At 71.7% G+C, this 21,660-nt stretch carries 24 protein-coding genes and 1 pseudogene; 11 read left to right on the top strand and 14 right to left on the bottom strand.

The window, feature by feature from the left end:
* The first annotated feature begins 48 nt into the window (after window positions 1-48).
* Entirely contained in the window at window positions 49-1,338 is a 1,290-nt protein-coding gene (locus ACH4G3_RS04930; RefSeq protein ID WP_397623110.1) for an MFS transporter, read from the top strand.
* Window positions 1,339-1,363: 25 nt separating this feature from the next.
* Here the strand turns inward: ACH4G3_RS04930 and ACH4G3_RS04925 are convergent, their stop codons facing one another.
* The 4 genes from ACH4G3_RS04925 to ACH4G3_RS04910 all read right to left on the bottom strand — a co-directional run bounded on the left by ACH4G3_RS04925 (window position 1,364) and on the right by ACH4G3_RS04910 (window position 5,019).
* Window positions 1,364-2,449, bottom strand: a complete 1,086-nt coding sequence (locus tag ACH4G3_RS04925; RefSeq protein ID WP_356041454.1) for a hypothetical protein — start codon at window positions 2,447-2,449, stop codon at window positions 1,364-1,366.
* Between the two features lie 119 nt (window positions 2,450-2,568).
* Window positions 2,569-2,997, bottom strand: a complete 429-nt coding sequence (locus ACH4G3_RS04920; RefSeq protein WP_397623109.1) for a peptidoglycan-binding protein — start codon at window positions 2,995-2,997, stop codon at window positions 2,569-2,571.
* Between the two features lie 95 nt (window positions 2,998-3,092).
* Window positions 3,093-4,331 carry a PP2C family protein-serine/threonine phosphatase gene (locus tag ACH4G3_RS04915; RefSeq protein ID WP_397623108.1) on the bottom strand — a complete coding sequence of 413 codons (1,239 nt, stop codon included), beginning with the start codon at window positions 4,329-4,331 and terminating at the stop codon, window positions 3,093-3,095.
* A gap of 481 nt (window positions 4,332-4,812) precedes the next feature.
* Window positions 4,813-5,019: a LysM peptidoglycan-binding domain-containing protein gene (locus ACH4G3_RS04910; RefSeq protein ID WP_397623107.1), complete on the bottom strand. Its 207-nt coding sequence runs from the start codon at window positions 5,017-5,019 to the stop codon at window positions 4,813-4,815.
* A 178-nt stretch (window positions 5,020-5,197) separates the two neighbouring features.
* Between ACH4G3_RS04910 and ACH4G3_RS04905 the strand changes: the two genes are divergently transcribed.
* From ACH4G3_RS04905 to ACH4G3_RS04895, 3 genes are read left to right on the top strand one after another with little or no spacing between them, the layout of a single operon-like run.
* Complete coding sequence (locus ACH4G3_RS04905; RefSeq protein ID WP_346137646.1) at window positions 5,198-6,268, top strand: aromatic ring-hydroxylating dioxygenase subunit alpha; 1,071 nt, start codon at window positions 5,198-5,200, stop codon at window positions 6,266-6,268.
* Window positions 6,265-6,444, top strand: coding sequence for a hypothetical protein (locus ACH4G3_RS04900; RefSeq protein WP_020273480.1), 180 nt, complete (start codon window positions 6,265-6,267; stop codon window positions 6,442-6,444). The genes ACH4G3_RS04905 and ACH4G3_RS04900 overlap by 4 nt, the downstream gene beginning before the upstream one ends.
* Window positions 6,441-7,376, top strand: a complete 936-nt coding sequence (locus ACH4G3_RS04895) for a PDR/VanB family oxidoreductase (protein WP_397623106.1) — start codon at window positions 6,441-6,443, stop codon at window positions 7,374-7,376. The genes ACH4G3_RS04900 and ACH4G3_RS04895 overlap by 4 nt, the downstream gene beginning before the upstream one ends.
* On the opposite strand, the gene ACH4G3_RS04890 is transcribed toward ACH4G3_RS04895, so the two are convergent.
* Window positions 7,291-8,142, bottom strand: coding sequence for an IclR family transcriptional regulator domain-containing protein (locus tag ACH4G3_RS04890; protein ID WP_397623105.1), 852 nt, complete (start codon window positions 8,140-8,142; stop codon window positions 7,291-7,293). The genes ACH4G3_RS04895 and ACH4G3_RS04890 overlap by 86 nt on opposite strands.
* 192 nt (window positions 8,143-8,334) lie before the next feature.
* On the opposite strand from ACH4G3_RS04890, the gene ACH4G3_RS04885 reads away from it, so the two are divergent.
* From ACH4G3_RS04885 to ACH4G3_RS04870, 4 genes are read left to right on the top strand one after another with little or no spacing between them, the layout of a single operon-like run.
* Window positions 8,335-9,309: an ABC transporter substrate-binding protein gene (locus tag ACH4G3_RS04885; RefSeq protein ID WP_397623104.1), complete on the top strand. Its 975-nt coding sequence runs from the start codon at window positions 8,335-8,337 to the stop codon at window positions 9,307-9,309.
* Window positions 9,310-9,322: 13 nt separating this feature from the next.
* Window positions 9,323-10,096: an ABC transporter permease gene (locus ACH4G3_RS04880; RefSeq protein WP_397623103.1), complete on the top strand. Its 774-nt coding sequence runs from the start codon at window positions 9,323-9,325 to the stop codon at window positions 10,094-10,096.
* The gene (locus ACH4G3_RS04875; RefSeq protein ID WP_397623102.1) at window positions 10,093-10,872 is read left to right on the top strand and encodes an ABC transporter permease; all 780 of its coding nucleotides are present in this window, start codon (window positions 10,093-10,095) and stop codon (window positions 10,870-10,872) included. The genes ACH4G3_RS04880 and ACH4G3_RS04875 overlap by 4 nt, the downstream gene beginning before the upstream one ends.
* Before the next feature lie 20 nt (window positions 10,873-10,892).
* On the top strand, window positions 10,893-11,672 hold the full coding sequence (locus ACH4G3_RS04870; RefSeq protein ID WP_397623101.1) for an ABC transporter ATP-binding protein: 780 nt from the start codon (window positions 10,893-10,895) through the stop codon (window positions 11,670-11,672).
* Here ACH4G3_RS04870 and ACH4G3_RS04865 read toward each other — a convergent pair.
* From ACH4G3_RS04865 to ACH4G3_RS04835, 7 genes and pseudogenes are all read right to left on the bottom strand, one after another.
* A complete protein-coding gene (locus ACH4G3_RS04865; RefSeq protein WP_397623100.1) occupies window positions 11,669-12,409 on the bottom strand; it encodes a GntR family transcriptional regulator in 741 nt (246 codons plus the stop codon). The genes ACH4G3_RS04870 and ACH4G3_RS04865 overlap by 4 nt on opposite strands.
* Window positions 12,406-13,407 carry a proline racemase family protein gene (locus tag ACH4G3_RS04860; protein WP_397623099.1) on the bottom strand — a complete coding sequence of 334 codons (1,002 nt, stop codon included), beginning with the start codon at window positions 13,405-13,407 and terminating at the stop codon, window positions 12,406-12,408. The genes ACH4G3_RS04865 and ACH4G3_RS04860 overlap by 4 nt, the downstream gene beginning before the upstream one ends.
* A 14-nt stretch (window positions 13,408-13,421) precedes the next feature.
* Window positions 13,422-14,312, bottom strand: a complete 891-nt coding sequence (locus ACH4G3_RS04855; RefSeq protein ID WP_397623098.1) for a dihydrodipicolinate synthase family protein — start codon at window positions 14,310-14,312, stop codon at window positions 13,422-13,424.
* Window positions 14,309-15,673, bottom strand: coding sequence for an FAD-dependent oxidoreductase (locus tag ACH4G3_RS04850; protein ID WP_397623097.1), 1,365 nt, complete (start codon window positions 15,671-15,673; stop codon window positions 14,309-14,311). Before ACH4G3_RS04850 ends, ACH4G3_RS04855 begins: the two co-directional genes overlap by 4 nt.
* A gap of 163 nt (window positions 15,674-15,836) precedes the next feature.
* A pseudogene (locus tag ACH4G3_RS04845) lies at window positions 15,837-16,127 on the bottom strand ((2Fe-2S)-binding protein); the annotation flags it as partial.
* On the bottom strand, window positions 16,124-17,278 hold the full coding sequence (locus tag ACH4G3_RS04840) for an NAD(P)/FAD-dependent oxidoreductase (protein WP_397623096.1): 1,155 nt from the start codon (window positions 17,276-17,278) through the stop codon (window positions 16,124-16,126). The gene ACH4G3_RS04840 and the pseudogene ACH4G3_RS04845, both read right to left, overlap by 4 nt.
* Before the next feature lie 86 nt (window positions 17,279-17,364).
* Window positions 17,365-18,024: an MmyB family transcriptional regulator gene (locus tag ACH4G3_RS04835; protein ID WP_397623095.1), complete on the bottom strand. Its 660-nt coding sequence runs from the start codon at window positions 18,022-18,024 to the stop codon at window positions 17,365-17,367.
* 238 nt (window positions 18,025-18,262) lie between these two features.
* On the opposite strand from ACH4G3_RS04835, the gene ACH4G3_RS04830 reads away from it, so the two are divergent.
* The 3 genes from ACH4G3_RS04830 to ACH4G3_RS04820 all read left to right on the top strand — a co-directional run bounded on the left by ACH4G3_RS04830 (window position 18,263) and on the right by ACH4G3_RS04820 (window position 19,903).
* Window positions 18,263-18,922, top strand: coding sequence for a helix-turn-helix domain-containing protein (locus ACH4G3_RS04830; RefSeq protein ID WP_397623094.1), 660 nt, complete (start codon window positions 18,263-18,265; stop codon window positions 18,920-18,922).
* A 32-nt stretch (window positions 18,923-18,954) separates the two neighbouring features.
* Window positions 18,955-19,485, top strand: a complete 531-nt coding sequence (locus tag ACH4G3_RS04825) for a toxin-antitoxin system, toxin component (protein WP_397623384.1) — start codon at window positions 18,955-18,957, stop codon at window positions 19,483-19,485.
* A 175-nt stretch (window positions 19,486-19,660) separates the two neighbouring features.
* The gene (locus tag ACH4G3_RS04820; RefSeq protein WP_397623093.1) at window positions 19,661-19,903 is read left to right on the top strand and encodes a hypothetical protein; all 243 of its coding nucleotides are present in this window, start codon (window positions 19,661-19,663) and stop codon (window positions 19,901-19,903) included.
* A gap of 47 nt (window positions 19,904-19,950) precedes the next feature.
* Here ACH4G3_RS04820 and ACH4G3_RS04815 read toward each other — a convergent pair whose 3' ends face one another.
* Together ACH4G3_RS04815 and ACH4G3_RS04810 are read right to left on the bottom strand one after the other, a co-directional pair.
* Window positions 19,951-20,628, bottom strand: coding sequence for a 4'-phosphopantetheinyl transferase family protein (locus ACH4G3_RS04815; protein ID WP_397623092.1), 678 nt, complete (start codon window positions 20,626-20,628; stop codon window positions 19,951-19,953).
* Entirely contained in the window at window positions 20,625-21,485 is an 861-nt protein-coding gene (locus ACH4G3_RS04810) for a metallophosphoesterase family protein (protein ID WP_397623091.1), read from the bottom strand. Before ACH4G3_RS04810 ends, ACH4G3_RS04815 begins: the two co-directional genes overlap by 4 nt.
* Between the last annotated feature and the right edge of the window lie 175 nt (window positions 21,486-21,660).

Here is a 21,660-nt window from a genome sequence, read left to right as displayed (position 1 = left end):
AAAGTCGCCGGTACGTGAGGTGTGCCGGGGCATCGGGAGGGGAGGGTCATGGACGTGACAGAGACGCAGACGGTTTCCCCGCCGACGAAACGGCCCGTTCGCCAGCTCCTCGCCGCCTCCGTGGGCAACGCGGTGGAGTGGTACGACTGGTACGCCTACACGTTTCTCGCCACGTACATCGCCGCCCAGGTCTTCCCGAAGAGCGCGGACAACTCGCTGGTGCCGCTGCTGTCCACGTTCGCGGTCTTCGCGGTGGGCTTCTTCATGCGGCCGGTCGGCGGGCTGCTGATGGGCGCGGTCGCGGACCGGCACGGGCGGCGGGCCGCGCTGACGGTCACCATCCTGCTGATGGGCGGCAGCAGTCTGCTGGTCGGGCTGACCCCGACGTACGCGGCGGTGGGCGTGCTGGCGCCGGTGATCCTCGTCCTCGCGCGGCTGTTGCAGGGCCTGTCCGTGGGCGGCGAGTTCGCGGCCTCGACGACCTTCCTGGTCGAGTCGGCGGGCCCCGGCCGGCGCGGGCTGTTCTCCAGCTTCCAGTACGTGTCGACGACCGTGGGTCAACTGGTCGCCTCCGGCATCGCCACGCTGCTCGTGGACACGCTGAGCGACGGGCAGATGAACGGCTGGGGCTGGCGAGTGCCGTTCGTGCTCGGGGCCGTGCTGAGCCTGGTCGGCTTCTGGATCCGGCAGGGCGCGCAGGAGACCCGCAGCGCCGAGCAGCAGAAGGCGCCACGCCCGGGGTTGTTCGAGGCGCTGCGGCGGCACCCGCGCGAGTCGCTCCTCATCGGCGGCATCACGGCGGGCGGCACCATCGCCTACTACACGTGGACGTCGTACCTGCCGACGTACGCCGAACTCAACGCGGGTCTTGAGAAGTCGGACGCGCTGCTCGCGGGCACGATCTCACTGGCCTTCTTCGCCCTGCTGCAACCGCTCGGCGGCATCCTGTCGGACCGCTTCGGGCGCCGCCCGTTGCTCCTCTTCTTCGGTCTGGGCTTCGCCCTGCTCACGGTGCCCCTGCTGCACGCCCTGCGGGACTCGTTCGCGGTACTGCTGCTCGTACAGTGCGCCGGCATGGTGCTGCTGACCGGGTTCACCTCGATCAGCGCGGCCGTGAACGCGGAGATCTTCCCGCCCCGGGTCCGCGCGGCCGGTATCGGCTTCCCCTATTCGCTGACGGTCGCCCTCTTCGGCGGCACGGCTCCGTACGTGGGCACGCTGTTCAAGGAGGTGGGCCACGCCGGGCTGTTCCCCTGGTACGTCGCGGTGCTCTGTCTGCTGTCGTCGCTGGTGTACCTGCGGCTGCCGGAGACGGCTCACACACCTCTCCGGCGGTGAGCGGGCGCGCCCGGGCAGCGGACGGTCAGGGCCCGGCTCGCGGGCGAGACCCGTCCGCCCCTTCGTCCGCCCGCTCTCCGTCGCGGGTTCCCTCCTGTGGCCCTTCGTGCGGTCCCGCGCCGTCCTGGAAGGCGGCCGACGGTCCAGGCGCGCCGGCCTCTCCCAGCACGTTGTGCTCCCGGACGGCGGCTCTCTCGGGGTCGACCACGGCGTCGGTCGTCCTGCCCACCTCCGACAGCGTCATCTGGGCGCGGTCGTCGACCAGTCGGGTCACGAGGTGCTGGGCGGCGCCGAAGGCCGCGGCCCAGCCGAGGACCTGCGCCCTGCTGTCGAGGTCGCTGAGCCCGGGGACGAAGGCGCCCCGGATCAGCAGCAGCCCGAGGAAGGCGGACAGGGCGCCGGTGGGGAACTTCAGCACCGCCGACGCGAGGGGCAGCATGTAGGGAGCGTCGGTGCCCCGGATGTGGCGCAGTGAGGCGATGACGGTGAGTGCCGCGCCGGCGAGTCCGGCGATCTCGACGGTGAGGATGTCCCTTGCCTGGGCCAGTTCGCTGGCAGGGGTCCCCGCCGGCACATTGGGATGCTCCGCGGTAGGGCACACGACATCGATCCTGCCCGCGTTCCCGGGGTCGACCTTGGGCGTGAAGCACATGCTCAGCGACTGAGGGAAGAACCAGCCGTAGACGGCGAGGCCCGCCACGCCGAGCAGGACGAGGAAGGTCGCGGTCCACAGGATGTTGCGCAGGCTGCGCACCCGGGCCAGCTCGTCGTCCAGCGCGTTGTAGGCGGCGTCGAGCGCCCGGACCATGAGGTCACGGTCGCTCGGTGAGATCTCGCCGGAGATGATGGAACGGAGCCGCCGGGCGAGGCGGACCCGTCGTGGGTCGTCCTTGTCAAGGTGATCTTTGACCAGCGCCATGACCTCGCTGGCACGGCCGGCGGCTTCCTCGTCGGAGACCAGTTGCAGGAGCGTCACCTCCGCGCTGCGTATGTTCGACCAGACGCCCTCACGCGCGGCCGACCCCGACCACATGCGCCGCCATCCGAAATCCTCGTCGGCAGCCGATCCGGCCTTTTCCAGATGGCTCCGCATACCGTCGACGAGCGTCATACGGTCTTCGGGGCAGGGCCGGACACTCTCGCGTTCCAGCTGGGCTTCGAGATAGGCGATCCGGGTTTTCGCCCGTGCGCGCCAAGCGGTCCGCGGTGGCCGTCCCGGAGCGGTTCCGGTCACTCGTAGACGGCGGGTACGTGCAGCCTGTTCCACGACCTCTTGCCCGGTATGCCGTCAGCGTCCTGGCCCCTGAATCCGCATTTCCACTGCCAATTCGCGTACGACTTCCGGTCCGCTTCGCTCCACCGCTGGTCGGGCCCGTCGTGGTACACCCCGCAGCCCTCGTCGATGAGGCGGTAGCCCATGGCCTCGATGATCGGGCTACTCACGGAGGGCTGGAAGAAGTCGGCCCCCGGAAAGGGCTCGAACTCTCCATGCGTTTCCGGTGGTGCCACACGGATCCGCTCTGTGGGGCGAATGTAATCCGGATCTGTGATCTGGGGGTTCCACTCCAGAATCTGGTCCAGTGTCAAGCGGTGCATGACCGCGATCTTACTGAGCGTGTCGCCACGTTTCACTGTGTAGAACTCTACTGTTCTTTTCATACGCCCACAGTAAATGAATCCCCTGTCACGGGAAAGTCGAGAATTCCGTTTCGATTTCACTTTTTGATACTGAAACGGATTCCGTGGAAATCTGCTCACAGGCGGACGACGACCAGGGCGATGTCGTCGTCCTGACCACCGCCGGGGACGCCCATCCGGGCCAGCAGCCTGTCGGCGATCTCCTCCCCCGGGAGCGTGCCGTACTGGGCCAGAGCGTCGATCAGCCGGGCCAGGCCGACGTCGATGTCCTCGTCGCGGCGTTCGATGAGGCCGTCGGTGTAGAGCACGAGGGTGTCCCCGCGGACGTAGGACAGGCCGGCCTGGGGGCGGGGGACGTGTTCCGGCCGGGCGCCCAGCGGCGGGTCGGTGGCCTGGTCCAGCAGTTGGCAGCTGCCGTCCGGGCTGAGCAGTATCGGCGGTGGGTGGCCGGCGTTGCTGTAGATGATCAGCCGGCTGCGCGGGTCGATGAGCACCTTGGCCACGGTGGTGGCCAGCGCGCCGTCGACCGCCCTGGCGTACAGGCCCAGCACCTCCAGGGCCTGCGCGGGGCTGGGAACGGCGCGGATGGCGGCGCTCAGGGCGCTGCGCAGCATGCCCATGACGGCGGCGGCCTCCAGGCCGTGGCCGACGACGTCGCCGATGGCGATGGAGTAGCGGTCGGGCGGCAGATCGACCACGTCGTACCAGTCGCCGCACACGTTGAGCGTTCCGTAGGCCGGCAGGTAGCGCACGGCGATTTCCCGGTGCCTGTCCAGGTCGGGCGAGCGGAGCATGACCTCCTGGAGGGTGACGGCGATCTCGCGTTCACGGGCATGCGCCTGGCGCAGCCGCTCGTTCAGCTGTTCCAGATCGTGCGACCGGGCGTACACCTGGGCTGCGACCCCTGTCGCCTGGTTGCTCAGCGGCGGGGTGATCTCCCGGATGACCGGGGAGTGCATCAACTCGGTGACGTCGTCGGCCCGCGCGATGATCCATTTCACGGCGCCGTCCGTCCCCAGGACGGGGCTGGACATCCCGCACCACCAGCGCTCCTCCACCTCGCCCGGCTTGCCGTCGACGGGAATGTCGAATCGCCGCGGTGCCACCACGTCGGGCGAGTGGGAGTCCAGCACGCGCTGGAGCGAGGCGCCGAAGTCACGTGCCGCCTCCGGCGCGCCAGGAGTGTCGGGAAACGCCTCCAGGATGTGCCGCCCGGCCAGCTCTTCGCGGCTCCTGCCGGTGGCCTGGAGGTAGGCGCGGTTGGCGTGGCGGACCACCAGGTCGGCGTCCAGCACCAGGTACGGGTTCGGTGCGGCGTCGAACAGCTCCTCGAAATCGATCTCCGCTGACGTCACGCGTGACCTGCCGATCTTTACAGGCGCGACCGCTGCAACTCCAACCTACGAGCAGGTCGCCGGGCACGCCCGCCGGACGACGCGTCGCGCTCTGCGGTCCGGCCCCGTCGTGGCGCTCGACTCCTCGCACTCGATGCCAGGAGGATACGCGCCACCCGCACGGGTGCGCCCGGCCGACCGGTCACCCGCCGCCGAGGCCGGGGCGGCTGGTGACGAGCACCGCGACCCGGGTGGCGCCGGGCAGCAGCGGCCGGACCGCTCGGCACTGGCGGCGTCGTCGGCGGAGACGCGGGCCGCCCGGGCGACGGCGAGGAGACCGAGGCCCGAATTTCTCGTCGGCGGACTGACGCTTTCGTACTCGAATTGCGCTTCGAGATAGGCAACCCGCGTTTTCGCACGCGTGCGAAAACGCGACCGCGGCGGCCCGTTACGCAGGGCTGTCATTCGACTGCGCGTACGGGCCGCCGGCTTTTGGTTCCGGTCATTCGCTCTGGTACTCACCGTCCTCTTCGGCCGCTGCCCGGGGCGGGGCCACGCGAATCCGCTGGCCGGGGTGGATGAGGTCCGGATTCTCGATCTGCGGGTTCCACTCCAGAATCTGATCCAGACTCACGTGGTGCATCCGCGCGATCTTGGTGAGATTGTCACCGCGTTTCACTACGTAGAACTGCGTCTTTGTCTTTTCCATGCATCCACCCTAAGGCAATTCTCCGCGAGGACAAAGTGCAGAATTCTGTTTCGATTTCACTTTTTGATTCGGAAACCGCTTCTGCCGAAGGCGGCTTCCGCCTGGCGGAAGGGCCGTTGCGGTGCCCGGAGGGCCGCCCCGACGATGACGGCACGACCAGAGACGGGAGCCAGTGCCCATGCCTCACATGACCGCCTTCGCCAGGAACCAGTGGTACGTCGCCGCCTACAGTCACGAGGTCGGGCGGGAGTTGCTCGGCCGGACGATCCTCGGTGAGACGCTCGTGCTCTACCGGACCGAGGAGGAGGGCACGCCCGTCGTGCTGCACGACCGGTGTGTGCACCGCCGGTACCCGCTGTCCGAGGCCCCGACGCGCCTCGACGGCGACCGAATCGTGTGCGGGTACCACGGGTTCACGTACGACACGACCGGTACGTGCGTGTACGTGCCGGGGCAGAAACGCGTGCCGCGCACGGCCCGGGTCGCCTCCTACCCGGTCGTCGAGCAGGACTCGCTGATCTGGGTGTGGATCGGCGACCCGGCGCTCGCCGATCCGCAGAGCATCCCGCGGGCCAGGCACCTCGACTCCCCCGGCTGGGTCACCGTGCGCGGCATGGAGCCCATCGACTGCGACTACGGCCTCCTGGTCGACAACCTCCTCGACCTGTCCCACGAGACCTATCTGCACGGCGGGTACATCGGCACCCCCGAGGTGGCCGAGACGCCGATCACGACGGAGGTCGACGAGGGCGCCGGGATCGTCCGGGTGAGCCGGCACATGGACGATGCCGCGTGCCCGCCGTTCTACGCCAAGTCCACCGGAATCGAAGGCCGGATCACCCGCTGGCAGGACATCGAGTACCACGCGCCCTGCCTGTATCTGCTGCACAGCCGCATCGCCCCGGTCGGTGTGCTGCCCGAGGCGGACGGCAGCGACCCGAACGGCTTCCACACCGAGATCACGTACGCGATCACCCCGTCCGGCGACGGAAAGGTGTACGACTTCTGGGCCGTCTCCCGCGACTGGGCCACCGACGACGCCGAGGTCACCGAGTTCCTGCGCGGCAACAACCACACGGTCGTGATGCAGGACGTCACCGCCCTCAACCTGCTGCAGAAGACCCTCGGCACCGAGCGCACCGGCTACCAGGAGCTGAGCATCAACATCGACACCGGTGGTCTGGCCGCCCGCCGCATCCTCGCCCGGCTGGTCGAGGAGGGCGAGAAGCCCGTGGAGAAGGTCCAGTGACGAGCCCGACCGGAGAGGTCTACCGTATCGACTGGCTGCCCGGCACCGACGTCCTGCACGGCACCTGCCACTGCGGCCGGGAGCACACCGCGCAGGACCCGGTGGAGATGTGGGAGTGGATGCTCGCCCACCCCCAGGGGCATGACGTCGACGAGCCGCGAGGGAACAGTTCATGAGCGTGTACGAAGACGAACTCGTCGTCGAGCGGCGTGAGCCGGCCGCCGACGGCGTGCTCGCCCTCACCCTGCGCCACCCGCTCGGCGAGCCGCTCCCGGTGTGGGAGCCGGGCGCCCACATCGACGTCGTGCTCGGCCCCGGGCTGGAGCGGCAGTACTCGCTGTGCGGCGATCCGGCGGACCGGTCGGCCTGGCGGATCGCGGTGCTGCGCGAGCCGGACGGCCGGGGTGGTTCGGCCCATGTGCACGAGCAGGTGAGGCAGGGCGACAAGGTCCGGGTGCGCGGGCCCCGGAACAACTTCGCCCTGGAGCCCGCCCCCCGCTACCGCTTCGTCGCGGGCGGCATCGGCATCACCCCGATCCTGCCGATGCTGGCGGCGGCCGAGGCGGCGGGCGCCGAGTGGACGCTGCTGTACGGCGGGCGCACCCGCCGGTCGATGGCGTTCGGCGAGGAACTGGCCCGGTACGGCGACCGGGTGACGATCGCACCCGAGGACGAGACCGGGCTGCTGGACCTGCCCTCGGTGCTGGACGACGTACCCGAGGGCACGCTCGTCTACTGCTGCGGCCCCGGCCCGCTGCTGGACGCGGTCGAGGAGCGCTGCCCGTCCGGAGTGCTGCACGTCGAGCGGTTCCGGCCGAAGGAGCAGGAGACGGGCGGCGACACCGAGTTCGAGGTGGAGCTGGCGCGGAGCGGCAGGACACTCACCGTGGCACCGGACGTGTCCGTGCTGGACGCCGTGCGCGACGCCGGGGTCGAGGTGCTCTTCTCCTGCACCGAGGGCACCTGCGGCACCTGTGAGACCGACGTCCTCGACGGCACCCCGGAACACCGGGACTCCGTGCTCACCCCTCAGGAGCGGGAGAGCGGCGAGACGATGATGATCTGCGTGTCCCGGTGCCGGGGGCGGCGGCTGGTGCTGGACTTGTGATCCGCAGGTCGGCCTCGATCCCGGCGACGGTCGCCAGCAGGTGCGGCAACAGGTCGCGGCGTACGGAATCGACGGAGTTGCGCCCGGCGTGCACGGCGATGTTGACGGCCGCGACCACCTCGCCGTCCCGGTCCCGCACCGGGGCGGCGACCGACCTCAGTCCCTCCTCCAGTTCCTGGTCGACGACGGCGTAGCCCTGCCGGCGGACGCGGCGAAGCTCCGCCCGCAGGGCCTGAGGCGTGGCGATCGTGCGCGGGGTGAGGGGCTTCAACTCCGCCCGGGCGAGCCTGGCTTCGACGTCCTCGTCGGCCAGATGGGCGAGGATCACCCTGCCCACCGACGTCACGTACGCCGGGAAGCGGGTACCGACCGTGATGGACACGGTCATGATGCGGCGGGTCGGGACCCGGGCGACGTACACGATGTCGTCGCCGTCGAGGACGCAGAGCGAGGACGATTCCCTCACCCGCGCGACGAGTTGCTCCAGATGAGGCTCGGCGATCTGGGGCAGCGTGAAGCCGGCGAGGTAGGAGTAGCCGAGTTCCAGCACCCGGGGGGTGAGACGGAAGCGGCGGCCGTCGGTGTGCACATAGCCGAGGTCGGCGAGGGTGAGCAAGAAGCGCCGCGCCGCCGCGCGCGTCAGCTCGCAGGCCCGCGCGACCTCGCTCAGGGTCAGCGCCGGATGCTCGGCGTCGAAGGCGCGGATCACGGCGAGGCCGCGCTCGAAGGACCGGACGAAATGCGGTGCGCGGGCTTCAGCGGACATCCTGGGCCTCCGGCGGGACGTACGACCGTGCGCTGTGCGCACGCTAGGAGTGCGGATCTCGTGATGTCAACGAGCGGTGCCGGCACGGGCATTGACCATGGAGCGGACACGGCCATACGTTCTCGCTGAGAACGAGCGTGCTGTCTGCGCACAACCTGTCGGAGAACCACAGCCGGTCCCACAGGAGGAGTCTTGCGTCGTCGTCTCTTCACCCGTTTCGCGGCCGTGTCCGTCCTGCTCACCGCGGCGGCCTGTGGCTCGTCCGACGGTGGTGGCGCCTCGGACGCGGGCGCCTCGTCCGGCGGGGTGACCACCGTCGAGGTCGGGCTCATTCCCATCGTCGACGTGGCACCGCTCTATCTGGGCCAGAAGAAGGGCTTCTTCGAGAAGCAGGGCCTGAAACTGCGGTTCACCACCGCGCAGGGCGGCGCGGCGATCGTGCCGGGTGTGGCCAGCGGTCAGTTCCAGTTCGGGTTCTCCAACGTGACGTCACTGATGGTCGCCCAGTCCAACAACGTGCCGGTCAAGGCCGTCGCGAACGCGATCGCCTCGACCGGCGTCGAGGGCGAGGACTTCAGCGCGATCACCGTGGGCAAGGACAGTCCGATCAGATCGCCGAAGGACCTGGAGGGCAAGCGGGTCGCCATCAACACCCTGAAGAACATCAACGAGACGTCCGTGCGCGCGTCGGTGCGCAAGGCGGGCGGCGATCCGGACAAGGTCGAGTTCGTCGAGCTGGCCTTCGACCAGATGCCGGCCGCCCTCGACAGCGGGCAGATCGACGCCGCCCAGGTGGTCGAGCCCGCCCTCGCCACCGTCAAGAGCCAGGGCGGTCGTGAGATCGCCTCGAACCTGGTGGACGTGGCACCCGATCTCACCGTCGCGCTGTACTTCACCTCGACCCGGTACGCCCAGCAGAACCCGGACGTGGTCGAGAAGTTCCAGAAGGCCACCGCCGAGTCCCTCGCCTACGCCGACGCCCACCCGGACGAGGCCCGGCAGATCGTCACCACGTACACGAAGATCCCGGCGGCGGTGCTGGACAAGGTGACCCTGCCGAAGTGGCCGGCGGAGCCGAACCGCGCCTCGATCGAGGCACTGATGAAGCTCGGCGAGGACGACGGCCTGTTCAAGTCGACGCCGGATCTGGACAAGCTGCTGCCGTGAGGGGCACGGACGCATGAGGGGCGTGAACGCCGCACTCGGTGCGGCCGGGCTCGCCGCCTTTCTCGCCCTGGGTGAGGCGGTACCACGGCTCGGCCTGGTCGAGGAGACCTACTTCCCGCCCACCAGCCGTATCGCCGGAGCGCTCGCGGACGAGGCGGCCGACTCGGCCTTCTGGACGGCGCTCGGCGACACGCTCACCGGCTGGGCGCTGGGGCTGGCGATCGCGTCCTGTGCGGGCATCGTGGTGGGCGTGCTGATCTCGGTCGTGCCGTATCTGCGCGAGGTGACGGCCTCCACGATCGAGTTCCTGCGCCCGATCCCCTCGGTCGCGCTGATCCCGTTGGCAGTGCTGCTGTACGGCACCGAACTGCGCTCGGTGCTCCTCCTCGTCGTCTACGCGTCGTTCTGGCAGGTCCTGATCCAGGTCCTGTACGGCGTCCAGGACGTCGACCCCGTCGCCGACGAGACGGCGCGGTCGTACGGCCTCGGTACCTGGGCACGGATCCGGCATGTGCTGTGGCCGACCGCGCTGCCGTACGTCATGACGGGCATCCGGCTGGCGGCGGCGGTCGCGCTGATCCTCGCCATCACCTCGGAACTCGTCATCGGGGCACCGGGGCTGGGCAAGCGCATCGGGGTGGCCCAGGCCTCGCAGGCGGTGCCCGAGATGTACGCGCTGATCGTGGTGACCGGGCTGCTCGGTCTGCTGATCAACGTCGGCGCGCGCACGGTGGAGCGGCGGGCGCTGGCCTGGCACCAGTCGGTGCGCGGGGAGGTGGCGGTGTGAGGCGTCTGCTGCTGCGGCTGGTGTTCGCCGTCGCCCTCCCGGCCCTGCTGGTGACGGTCTGGTGGGTGGCGTCCGCCGGCAGTACGGACGTGTACTGGCCGCCCCTGCGGACGATCCTGGAGGCCTTCCCGGACGTGTGGACGGCGGAGCGCCTGCGGGGTGACGTACTGCCGAGCGTGCTGCGGCTGGCGGGCGGTTACGTGCTGGCGGCGGTCGTGGGGGTGGCGCTCGGTACGGTCATCGGGTCGTACCGGCGGGTGCGGGCGGTGTGCGAGCCGGTGCTGGAGTTCCTGCGGGCGGTACCGCCGCCGGTGCTGGTGCCGGTCATCATGCTCTTCGCGGGGATCGGCGACACGATGAAGGTCACGGTGATCGCGGCCGGCTGCGTGTGGCCCGTCCTGCTCAACACCGTCGAGGGTGTGCGGGCGGTGGACCCGGTGATGGCCGAGACGGCGCGCTCGTACGGCATCACGGGTGCGGCGCGGCTCAGGAAGCTGGTGCTGCGGTCGGCGAGTCCGCAGATCTTCGCGGGCCTGCGCCAGGCCCTGTCCATCGGCATCATCCTCATGGTGATCAGCGAGATGTTCGCCGCGAGCAACGGGCTCGGCTTCACCATCGTCCAGTTCCAGCGCGGCTTCGCGATCCCGGACATGTGGACCGGCATCCTCGTGCTCGGTCTGCTCGGATTCCTGCTGTCGGTCGTCTTCCAGTGGGTCGAGCGGCGGGTGCTCGGCTGGTACCACGGTCTGCGCGCCTCGGCCCGGCGGTCGCCGTGAACCTCTCGAAAGGGCGGACCATGCTCGACGTACGGGGTCTGAGGAAGGTCTACGAGGGATCGGGGCGGCGTGTGGAGGCGGTCCGCGACCTCACCTTCGCCGTCGACGCCGGAGAACTCGTCTGTCTCGTCGGGCCGTCGGGCTGTGGCAAGACGACGCTACTGAAGTGCGTGGGAGGGCTGCTCGCACCGACCGCCGGCGAAGTGCTCCTGGAGGGGCGGAAGGTGAGCGGTCCGCCGCCCGGGATGGCGTTCGTCTTCCAGGAGTACGGGCGCAGCCTCTTCCCCTGGATGCGGGTCGGCGAGAACGTCGGCCTCCCGCTGCGGCAGAAGGACTTGAGCAAGGCCCGGCGCCGGGAACTGGTCCGCGACGCGCTGGAGTCGGTGGGGCTGGCGGACGCCGTGGGGGCGTATCCCTGGCAGCTGTCCGGCGGAATGCAGCAACGGGTCGCCATCGCCCGGGCGCTGGCGTACGAGCCCCGTGTGCTGCTGATGGACGAGCCCTTCGCGGCGGTGGACGCACAGACCCGGGCCGAGCTGGAGGACCTGGTCAGGGGGCTGTGGCGGGAGCGCGGCATCACGATCCTGTTCGTCACCCACGACATCGACGAGGCCGTCTACCTCGGGGAGCGGGTGATCGTGCTGTCCGCCTCTCCCACTGTTGTCCGGGAGCAGCTGAAGGTCGATCTGCCGGTCGAGCGGGATCAGTTGCACACGAGGGTGGATCCGCGCTTCGCCGAGCTGCGTACGCATGTGTACGAGCAGATCCAGGCCGCGAAGAAGGGAGCCGGCGCGTCCTAAGAGCTCGGTCCTGCCTGTCCTTTGGAGGCTGCGGACCGTGGGGGCTGGTCGCGCAGTTCCACGCGCCCCTGAAGGGCGCTTGCCCACAGGCCCCTGACGTGGCTGAGGTGACGGGTCATCACCGCCCGGACCGCCTCCTCGTCCCGGGCGAGCAGCGCGTCCAGGATCTCCAGGTGCTCCTCCGCCGACGCCTCCAGCCGGCCCTGCTCGACTAGCGCGGTCAGTCCGTACAGCCGGGAGCGGCGTCTGAGGTCCCGGACGACGTCGACGAGGTGGTCGTTGCCCGCGAGGGCCAGCAGGCCGAGGTGGAAGCGCAGGTCGGCCTCGACGTAGGCGATGAGGTCGCCGGCCGCGGCGGAGGTGACTATCTCCTGGGCGACCGGGCGGAGCGTCTCCAGCGCCACCGGGTCGGCCGTGGCCGCGAGACCCGCCGTCGTGGGGATCTCGATCAGCGCCCGGATGTGGGTGTACTCGTCCAGTTGCTTCTCGGATACGGCCGTGACCCGGAAGCCCTTGTTGGGCACGGTGTCGACGAGGCCTTCCTTGGCGAGGTCGAGCATGGCCTCGCGCACGGGGGTGGCCGAGACGCCGAAGCGGGCGGCGAGACCGGGGGCCGAGTAGACCTCGCCGGGGAGCAGCTCGCCGGCGATGAGGGCGGCCCGCAGCGCGTCCGCGACCCGCTCCCGGTGACTGGGCTTCCTGCTGCCCAGCACGGGCAGCGCAGGGGTGCGGCTCACAGGACGAACCCCGCCGGGAACGGGTCCTCGGGGTCCAGCAGGTACTGGGCGGTGCCGGTGATCCAGGCGCGTCCGGAGAAGCTCGGCAGCACGGCCGGGCGGCCGGCCACCTCGGTGGTGCCGAGCAGTCTGCCGGTGAACCGGGTGCCGATGAAGGACTCGTTCACGAAGTCGGTGTGCAGCGGGAGTTCGCCGCGCGCGTGCAACTGTGCCATGCGGGCGCTGGTGCCCGTGCCGCAGGGCGAGCGGTCGAACCAGCCGGGGTGGATGGCCATGGCGTGCCGGGAGTGGCGGGCGGTCGAGCCGGGGGCGGCCAGGTAGACGTGGTGGAGGCCGTGGATGGACGGGTCCTCCGGGTGGACGGGCGGGTCCTCGGCGTTGACGGCGGCCATGAGGGACAGGCCGGCCCGGAGGATGTCGTCCTTGCGGGACCGGTCGAAGGGCAGGCCGAGGCGCTCCAGCGGCAGGATGGCGTAGAAGTTGCCGCCGAAGGCGAGGTCGTACGTCACCGTCCGGCCGTCGGTGAGGGTGGCCTTGCGGTCGAGGCCGACGGCGAAGGAGGGCACGTTCCGCAGGGTGACCCCCTTGGCGGCGCCGTCCGTCACGGCCACCTCGGCGACGACAGGACCCGCCGGGGTGTCGAGCCGGATGGTGGTGACCGGTTCGACGACCTCGACCATGCCGGTCTCGACGAGCACGGTCGCCACGCCGATCGTGCCGTGCCCGCACATCGGCAGATAGCCGGATACCTCGATGTAGACGACGCCCCAGTCGCAGTCGGGCCGGGTCGGCGGCTGGAGGATCGCGCCGCTCATGGCGGAGTGACCGCGCGGCTCGTTCATCAGCAACTGCTTGATGTCGTCGCGGTGTTCGCGGAAGTACAGCCGCCGCTCGTTCATCGTGGCGCCGGGGATGGTGCCGAGGCCGCCGGTGATGACGCGGGTCGGCATGCCCTCGGTGTGCGAGTCGACGGCGTGCAGGACGAGTCTGCTGCGCATGATCCCGTCTTCCCTTACGCCAGTCCGGCCGCGACGGCCTTCTCGGTGGCGGCCCGGACGGCGGCCTCCTGCTCGGGCAGCAGCGGCATGCGCGGCGGCCGGCAGGGTCCGCCGTGGCGGCCGACCAGGTCCATGGACAGTTTGATGGCCTGGACGAACTCCACCCGCGAGTCCCACCGCAGCAGCGGATGCAGCTGCCGGTACAGGTTCCGCGCGGTGTCGAGGTCGCCGTCGACGGCCGCGTGGTACAGCTCGACGGACGCCTGCGGCAGCGCGTTCGGGTAGCCGGCCACCCAGCCCTTGGCGCCCGCGACGGCCAGCTCCAGCAGGACGTCGTCCGCGCCGATCAGCAGGTCGAGTTCGGGGGCGAGTTCGGCGATGCGGTAGGCCCGGCGGACGTCTCCGGAGAACTCCTTCACGGCCCGGATGTGCCCCTCGCCGTGCAGCCGGGCGAGCAGCTCCGGCACGAGGTCGACCTTGGTGTCGACGGGGTTGTTGTACGCGACGACCGGCAGGCCCGCCTTGGCGACCTCGGCGTAGTGGGCGAGGACGGAGCGCTCGTCGGCGCGGTAGGCGTTCGGCGGCAGCAGCATCACCGCCCGGCAGCCCGCCTCGCCCGCCTGCTCGGCCCAGCGCCGGGACTCGGCGGACCCGTAGGCGGCGACGCCGGGCATGACGCGCTGCCCGCCGATCGCGGCGACGGCCGTCTCCACGACCCGGGCGCGCTCCTCGGGGGTGAGCACCTGGTACTCGCCGAGGGAGCCGTTCGGCACGACGCCGTCGCAGCCGTTCTCGACCAGCCAGGCGCAGTGCTCGGCGTACTGGTCGTAGTTCACCGAGAGGTCGTCGTTCAACGGGAGCGCGGTGGCGACGAGGACGCCGCGCCAGGGGCGGTGGTCGGTCATGACAGTTCCTCCTGGGTGTGGTGCCGTGCGAGGACGCCGAGCGGTACGGGACGGGCGAACGGCCTTCTGGCCGGAGCGGGCGGACAGCCGGCGAGACCCGCGACGGCGACGGCACACATCCGGCCCTGGCACCAGCCCATTCCGGCCCGGGTCAGCAGCTTCACAGTCCGCTCGTCGCCCGCCCCGAGGTCCAGGGCGTCGCGCACGGCACCGGCGGTGACCTCCTCGCAGCGGCAGACCACGGTGTCGTCGGTGACCTGCTCGGGCCAGTGCGCGGGCGGCGCGTACGCGGCGTGGAGGGCGGCCGCGGAACTCGTCAGCTTCGTACGGGCCTTGAGTGCGGCGGGCGCCGGGTCTGGGGTGGTGCCGCGCAGGTACGCGGCGGCGGAGCACCCGGCGATGTGCCCCTCGGCGAGGGCGAGGGGCGCGCCGCCGATGCCGGTGGACTCCCCGGCCGCCCACACGCCGGGCACGTCCGTGCGCTGCTCGGCGTCGACGGCCACGGCGAGTCCGTCCAGTCCGCAGCCGAGGCCCTCCGCCAGGTCGGTGTGCGCAAGCATGCCGTGGCCGACGGCCAGGGTGTCGCAGGGCAGTTGCCGCTCGGTGCCGGGCCGGACGCGTCCGTCGGTGTCGAGGGCGGCGACCGTGACGCCGGTCAGCCGGTCGTCGCCGTGGGCGCGGACGAGGGTGTGGCGGGCCAGTACCGGCACGCGGTGGCGCAGCAGCCGGGCGGCGTGTCCGGCGCCCTCCGGGAGCTTGCCGGCCAGGGCGAGGCCGTGGCGGGCCAGGCGCCCGGGGCCGGTGGACTCGACGAGCGCGGCGACCTCGACGCCGGCTGCCGCGAGCCCGGTGGCCACGGGCAGCAGCAGCGGCCCGGTCCCGGCCACGACGGCTCGGCGCCCCGGCACCACGAGGCCGCCCTTGAGCATGGCCTGGGCGCCCCCGGCGGTGACGACGCCCGGGAGGGTCCAGCCGGGGAAGGGCAGCACGTGTTCGTATCCCCCGGTGGCCAGGAGCACGGCACGGGCGTGCACCTCGGCCGGCTCCTCCTGCTCCGGGCCGAGCAGCGCGTGCACGGTGAAGCCGCTGGACTTCCGCTCCACGCACCAGACGTGATGATCCGTCAGCACACGTACGGAACTGGCGGCGAGACCGTCCCGCAGTCGCTCCCAGGTCCGCCACCGGTGGTGCAGCGCCTCGGGCCGCCCGGCCGCGAGCCCGGCGGCGGGCTGCCGGTAGAACTGCCCGCCGGTCTCCGACGCCGCGTCGACGAGGGCGACCCGCGTGCCGCGCGCGGCGGCCGCCAGGGACGCGGCCAGGCCGGCCGGTCCGGCGCCGATCACGGCGAGGTCAGTGTGCATGGCCGGCTCCCTCGTCGCCCGCGCCCGCATGGCCGGGCCGGAGGCCACCCGACCCGTCGGGGTCGCCCTGGTCATCGCCCGGCCGGCCGTGGCGGGCGCCCGCGCCGCCCGCGCCGCCGCAGACCGGCCCCTCATGGCCCGCCCCCGCGTGGCCCGTCTCCGCATGGCCCGTCCCCTCCTGCGTGTCGATCACGTCACCCGGCCGCGCCGGGAGCAGGCAAGCGCGTTGGTTGGGGCGGCCGTTGACGGTCACCAGGCAGTCGAAGCAGACGCCGATCCCGCAGAACACCCCGCGCGGACGGCCTCCGTCCCGGGTGCTGCGCCAGGAGGTGACGCCCGCTGCCCACAGCACGGCCGCGACCGTCTGGCCGGGCAGCGCCTCGACCGGCCGCCCGTCGAACGTGACCGTGAAGGCGGGGCCGGGCCCGGCCTCCGCAAGCTCCAGTGGATTCACTCGGCCTCCTCGGGAAAGCGGTCGGGCCGGAACGGGCCGAGATCCAGGTCGGGCGTGCGCCCCGTCAGCGCCTGGGCGATCAGGTGCCCGGTGCCGGTGGCCAGACCGATGCCCGCGCCCTCGTGCCCGCAGGCATGCAGGAGTCCGGGCGCGCGGGGGTCGGGGCCGATGGCCGGCAGGTGGTCCGGCAGATACGGCCGGAAGCCGGCGTACGTCCGCATGGCCCGGACTCCGGCGAGGAACGGGAAGAGCCGCGTCGCGCCCGCCGCCAGCGCACGCAGCGCCGGGAGCGACAACGACCGGTCGAAGCCCACCCGTTCGCGGCTGGCGCCGATGAGGACCGGCCCGGCGGGTGTGCCCTCGACCACCGGGGACGTCTGGAGGGCCGCCGAGTCGCTGGCGACGTCGGCCACGTAGTCGGCGGCGTACACCTTGTGCCGGATCCGGGGCGGCAGCGGCTCGGTGACCAGGACGAAACCGCGTCGGGGCAACACCGGCAGGGACACCCCGGCGCGGGCCGCCACCTCGCCGCCCCAGGTGCCGCACGCGTTGACGACCGCCGGGGCGTGGATGTCGCCCCGGTCGGTACGCACCCCGCGCACCGCGCCGTCGGGGCCGCGCAGCACCCCGGTCATCTCACGGCCGGTGAACAGCCGGGCGTTCGAGGCGCGCAGCAGGTGCGCCGCCGCCAGGGCGGGCATCACCTGGGCGTCCTGCGGGTAGTGCACGCCGCCCGCGAGGCCCGGAGCCAGGTACGGCTCCAGGTCGGGGAGCCGGTCGGGCGGCACCGGGACCGCCTCGACGCCGGCCGCGCGCTGCCCGGCGGCGAGTCCCTCCAGCCCGGCCAGCGCTTCGCCGCTGCCGGCGACGACGATCCCGCCCTTGGCCTCGTACTCGACCGCCTTTCCCAGACCCTCCTCGGCCAGTTCGGACCACAGCCGGGCCGACAGCAGGGCCAGGTCGAGCTCGGGTCCGGGTTCCTTGTCGGAGACGAGGAGGTTGCCCTCCCCCGCGCCGGTCGTACCGCCGGCCACCGGGCCCCGGTCCACCACGACGGTGTCCAGGCCCGCACGAGCCGTGTACAGGGCGCAGGCGGCGCCCACCACTCCGGCTCCGACCACCACGACATCGCAGGTCAGCGGCTCGCTCACGGCAGTACTATGTCACACACCACATCGTCTGGGAATGGGGCGAACGACGGCGACGCGCGAGGTGGCGACCGGGGAACCGGCGGGGCTCAGCCGGCCGCCGGGACGACCCTCAGATGGGAGGCGGTACGACGCGTCCGGCGGTCCCGCGACGGGGTGCGGCGGGCCTCGCGCAGCACGAACGTGAGCCTGGTGCAGCCCAGTTCATCGAGCGTCCTGGACGTCTCGACGACGATCCGGCAGTCGGTGGCGCCCCAGCGCGGATCCGGGTGCAGCAGCGGCCGTACGGCACCGTCCTGTTCGACGGCGCTCTCGCCGACCGAGCGGATCCAGTGCGGCAGGCCGTGCCGGTAGGCGGCCTCCATGATCGGGTCCTGCGCGATGTCGCGGCGGATGGCCTGGAGCCCGTGGTCGGGGCCGTGGTTCTCCACGGTCCGCGCGAAGTGCGCGAGCATCGGCAGGCACCAGCTCGCCTCGTGCTCGCCGAGCACCGTGGGGGCGTCGGGGTGGAACAGCACGAACCTGAGGAAGTTGTCGCCCGGCATGGCCGTCGGGTGCGGGGCGACACCACCGAAAAGTGACCGGAAGGCGCTGTTGGCCAGCACCACGTCCCAGCAGTGGTCGACGACGAGCGAGGGGAAGGAGACGGCCTCCAGAAGCCCGGCGTAGTCCTCCAGGTAGGCCTGGACATCGGAAGTCTCGGGGACGGGCCGCGGTGCCGGCCGCTGCCCTCCTGCCTGATATGCCATCGGGAGGTCACCCCTCTTGCCTGTGCGGCCTTGACGCGGCGCCCCGATCCTGGTGCCCGGAGCTGAGGCGTGTCAACTATCGTGGCATTTCATGCTGGTTGACGGCTGAAATTGGCCACAGTTGTGGCGAGACCTGGATGTGAGTTCGAAGCACCGGCTACGCTCCGGGAAGTTCACGCCGGGGTAAGTCACGGCATCCGCTTGTGAGAAGCCTGTGAGAGACGTAGGAGATCTGTCGGTGACGGGTGGCTTCGTCGAAGGTCCGGGCGCCACGCCGACGGCCGTGCTGGCGGCCGTCGTCTCCCGTGTCACCGCGCTCGCCGACCGGCTCGGCGTGCCGCACGCCCAGGTCTTCGACGTCGGCCGGCTGTCCGTCGCCTCCGGCGTCCCGGAGCCCGTGGTCAAGGCCCTGCTCGGCGGCCGGCCGGCGGGCGAGCCCGATGTGCAGGCCCGGTTCCTCCAGCGCCTCGACCTGCTGCGCCGGACCCGGCTCAAGCCCAACGGCCGCAAGTACACCCAGCAGGAGATCGCCGACGGCGCGGGCATGTCCCGGCAGCAGGCCGGCGCCCTCATCAACGGCGACCGGCGGCCGACCATGGAGCACTGCGACGCCCTCCAGCGGTTCTTCCGGGTGCATGCCGGGTTCCTCACGGCTGAGGACCCCGAGGCGCTGGTGAGCGCCCTCCAGTACACCGAGCAGGAACTGCTCCAGAAGCTCGCCGACCGCGAGCGGGAGGCTGCCGCGGCGGCCGACGACCCGCTGGAGCGGCTGTTGCAGGACCACGGCGTGCGCGGCATCGCCTGGCGGGCCGCGCAGCTGCCCACCGACCAGCACCGCGACAAGGTGGCGGAGTGGCTGGACATGCTCCTGGAGAGCGTCAAGCGGCCCGAGTCGTGACCGTGGGGAGAACTGTGGGCATCGGTAAGGAAATGCGCCGCCTGTGCGGCGAACTGGTCGCGGAGCTGACCCTCCCCGCGCCGGCGCGGCCCGACGAGCTGTACGCCGCGCTGTGCGACGCCATGAGCAGACGCCGGGGCCGCCCCGTCCACTTCCGTACGGCCGCCTTCCCGCCCGGGACCGCGAGCGGACTGTGGCTCGACATGGCCGAGCAGGACCTCGTCGTGATCGAGGAACGCACGGCTCCCGACCACCAGTTGGTGATCCTGGGCCACGAGCTGTGGCACATGAAGGCGGGGCACTGCTCCCACCACGTCGAGGGCGCCGCCGTCGCGGCCAGGCTGCTCCACGACGGCGCCGACCTCCAGGCGACGGTGCTGAAGGTCGCCGCCCGCACCCGCTTCGACCTCGACGACGAGAAGGAGGCCGAGAGCTTCGGGCTGCTGCTGGCCAGCAAGTGCCGGGCGTGGCTGGCGGGTTCGTCGTCGCGGGGGCCGGTGCAGCGGGACCATCTGGCGGGGCGGATCGAGGCGTCGCTGGGGTATCCCGGGGCGCAGGGCTGAGAGGCCGAAAGGGCGGGCCGAGGTGGGGTTTCGCCTCCGCCGAGCGGGCGAACCGACGGTCGGCGGGGCCGGATTGTCAGTGGTGGGCGGCAAGCTGGAGGGGCGCCCCTTGTGTGCGGGGCGTGCGCGCCATCGGGCGCGGGACCGACGACGCCGACACGGGGAGAGCCGACCGATGCCCACCGCCGTACTGACCGACCGCGAACGCACCGCCGTCCAGGCCTATCTGCGGCTGCTGCACACCGTCCGGGCCGCCTTCGACCTGGAGACGGGCCCGCCCGGCGCGCACCGGCCCCCGGTCGTCCCGCCCGGCGTCCTCGCCGAGGCGGAAGAGGCCCTCGAACGAGCGGGCCTCACCGGCAACGAGGAGGCGTTCTTCCGCCTGCTCCAGAGCTGGTGCCCGGAGCCGGGGCCCTGAACCGGCGGCCGGCGACACGACCGCGCCGACAGGCCTGAGCGCCGGTCTCAGTCGTGCGGTACGGCGACCGCCGTCGCGACCAGGCCGCGGTCGGCGGTCCAGTGGCCGTCGAAATGGCCGAGGCGGCGGGCGCCGACCCGTGGGCCGGGGACGAGGAGCGTGGCGCGGAAGGTACCGCGTGGTCGTTCGCCGGGGCCGGCGGAGATCTCGATGTCGGCCTCCGTGAAGTCCAGCCACTTGCCGGTCAGGGGGAACCACGCCTTGTAGACGGACTCCTTCGCGCTGAACAGCAGCCGGTCCCAGTGGACGTCGGGGCGCTGTGCCGCCAGCCGCCGCAGGCGCTCGGCCTCGGCCGGCAGGGAGACGGCGGGCAGGACCCCTTCGGGCAGCGGCCCGTGGACCTCGGCGTCGATGCCGAGGGAGGCCAGGTCGGTGGCGCGGACCAGGGCGGCGGCGCAGTAGCCGTCGCAGTGGGTCATGCTGCCGGCCAGCCCGGCCGGCCAGCCCGGGGCGCCGCGCTCGCCGGGCAGGATCGGCTGCGGCGGCACGCCGAGCTTCTCCATGGCCCGGCGGGCGCAGGAGCGGACGACGGCGAACTCCCGGCGCCGCTTGGCGACCGCCCGGGCCACGAGCGCCGCCTCCTCGGGGTACAGCGGGGTGCCCGCGCCCTCGTCGCCGTACGCCTCCACGGTGACGACGGTCTGTGGCAGCAGTTCCTCGATCACCGCTCCTCGCCCTCCCTCGGCAGGATGCGCCGCAGCCGACCCGGCTCCCCGGACCGCTTGCGCCACTCCCGGGGATAGCCCACGGACACCTCCTCGAAGCGCACGCCCTCGTGGACGGTGGTGCGGGGGATGTGCAGATGGCCGTAGACCATCGTGTGGACGCGGAATCTGCGGTGCCAGTCGGCCGTCAGATCCGTGCCGCACCACATGGCGAACTCGGGGTGCCACAGCACGTCCATCGGGTGCCGGTGCAGCGGGTAGTGGTTGACCGGGATCACGGGCAGGCCGTCGGGCAGTTCGGCGAGTCTGCGTTCGGTCTCGGTGACCCGGGCCCGGCACCAGTCCTCCCGGCTCGGGTACGGGTCGGGGTGCAGCAGGTACTCGTCGGTGCACACGATGCCCGTGCCCTGGGCGTACGCCAGACCCTGCTCCTTGGTCGCGCAGCCGGCCGGCAGGAACGAGTAGTCGTACAGCAGGAACAGCGGTGCGACGGCCACGGGGCCGCCCGGGCCGTCCCACACGGGGTAGGGGTCCTCCGGTGTCGTCACTCCGAGGTCCCGGCACAGCTCGACCAGGTAGTCGTATCGGGCGACGCCGCGCAGGGTGACGGGGTCGCTCGGATGGGTCCACAGCTCGTGGTTACCGGGCACCCAGACGACCTTGCGGAAGCGGCCGGCGAGCGTCTTGAGGGTCCAGCGGACGTCGGCCACGGTCTCGGCGACGTCCCCGGCCACGAGCAGCCAGTCGTCGTCCGTCCCGGGCCGCATCCGTTCGACCAGGGCGCGGTTCTCCGGGTAGCCGATGTGCAGGTCGCTGATGGCCAGTAGTTGTGCGGCGCCACCGGCCGTCGACGTCACCCTCGCCCCCTCCGCACGCCCGAACCCGAACGCCATAACGAGATCACATCCACGGGCGGGGGGACAAGGGCGGCCGGACGGTCCTGGTCGCAGATCCGTAACCCGCGCGTTGCACGACACGGCCCGCCGAAGCCGTATGATCTGGCCCAACACCACCGCTGAGAACTTCCCTTTC

Origin of the sequence: Streptomyces afghaniensis (genome assembly GCF_044327915.1) — a bacterium.
In the GTDB taxonomy this organism is placed as follows: domain Bacteria; phylum Actinomycetota; class Actinomycetes; order Streptomycetales; family Streptomycetaceae; genus Streptomyces; species Streptomyces afghaniensis.
Note: the sequence above shows the minus strand (reverse complement) of the source record. Positions and strands in the feature narration are given on the sequence as shown.

What these genes read in the sequence shown, in the direction of transcription:
- ACH4G3_RS04855 (WP_397623098.1), bottom strand. Translation starts at nt 14,312, where the DNA reads ATGACCGACCACCGCCCCTGGCGCGGCGTCCTCGTCGCCACCGCGCTC.
- ACH4G3_RS04835 (WP_397623095.1), bottom strand. Translation starts at nt 18,024, where the DNA reads ATGGCATATCAGGCAGGAGGGCAGCGGCCGGCACCGCGGCCCGTCCCC.
- ACH4G3_RS04910 (WP_397623107.1), bottom strand. Translation starts at nt 5,019, where the DNA reads ATGGAAAAGACAAAGACGCAGTTCTACGTAGTGAAACGCGGTGACAAT.
- ACH4G3_RS04850 (WP_397623097.1), bottom strand. Translation starts at nt 15,673, where the DNA reads ATGCACACTGACCTCGCCGTGATCGGCGCCGGACCGGCCGGCCTGGCC.
- ACH4G3_RS04925 (WP_356041454.1), bottom strand. Translation starts at nt 2,449, where the DNA reads ATGACGCTCGTCGACGGTATGCGGAGCCATCTGGAAAAGGCCGGATCG.
- ACH4G3_RS04895 (WP_397623106.1), top strand. Translation starts at nt 6,441, where the DNA reads ATGAGCGTGTACGAAGACGAACTCGTCGTCGAGCGGCGTGAGCCGGCC.
- ACH4G3_RS04905 (WP_346137646.1), top strand. Translation starts at nt 5,198, where the DNA reads ATGCCTCACATGACCGCCTTCGCCAGGAACCAGTGGTACGTCGCCGCC.
- ACH4G3_RS04820 (WP_397623093.1), top strand. Translation starts at nt 19,661, where the DNA reads ATGCCCACCGCCGTACTGACCGACCGCGAACGCACCGCCGTCCAGGCC.
- ACH4G3_RS04880 (WP_397623103.1), top strand. Translation starts at nt 9,323, where the DNA reads ATGAGGGGCGTGAACGCCGCACTCGGTGCGGCCGGGCTCGCCGCCTTT.
- ACH4G3_RS04890 (WP_397623105.1), bottom strand. Translation starts at nt 8,142, where the DNA reads ATGTCCGCTGAAGCCCGCGCACCGCATTTCGTCCGGTCCTTCGAGCGC.
- ACH4G3_RS04860 (WP_397623099.1), bottom strand. Translation starts at nt 13,407, where the DNA reads ATGCGCAGCAGACTCGTCCTGCACGCCGTCGACTCGCACACCGAGGGC.
- ACH4G3_RS04870 (WP_397623101.1), top strand. Translation starts at nt 10,893, where the DNA reads ATGCTCGACGTACGGGGTCTGAGGAAGGTCTACGAGGGATCGGGGCGG.
- ACH4G3_RS04920 (WP_397623109.1), bottom strand. Translation starts at nt 2,997, where the DNA reads ATGAAAAGAACAGTAGAGTTCTACACAGTGAAACGTGGCGACACGCTC.
- ACH4G3_RS04930 (WP_397623110.1), top strand. Translation starts at nt 49, where the DNA reads ATGGACGTGACAGAGACGCAGACGGTTTCCCCGCCGACGAAACGGCCC.
- ACH4G3_RS04825 (WP_397623384.1), top strand. Translation starts at nt 18,955, where the DNA reads ATGCGCCGCCTGTGCGGCGAACTGGTCGCGGAGCTGACCCTCCCCGCG.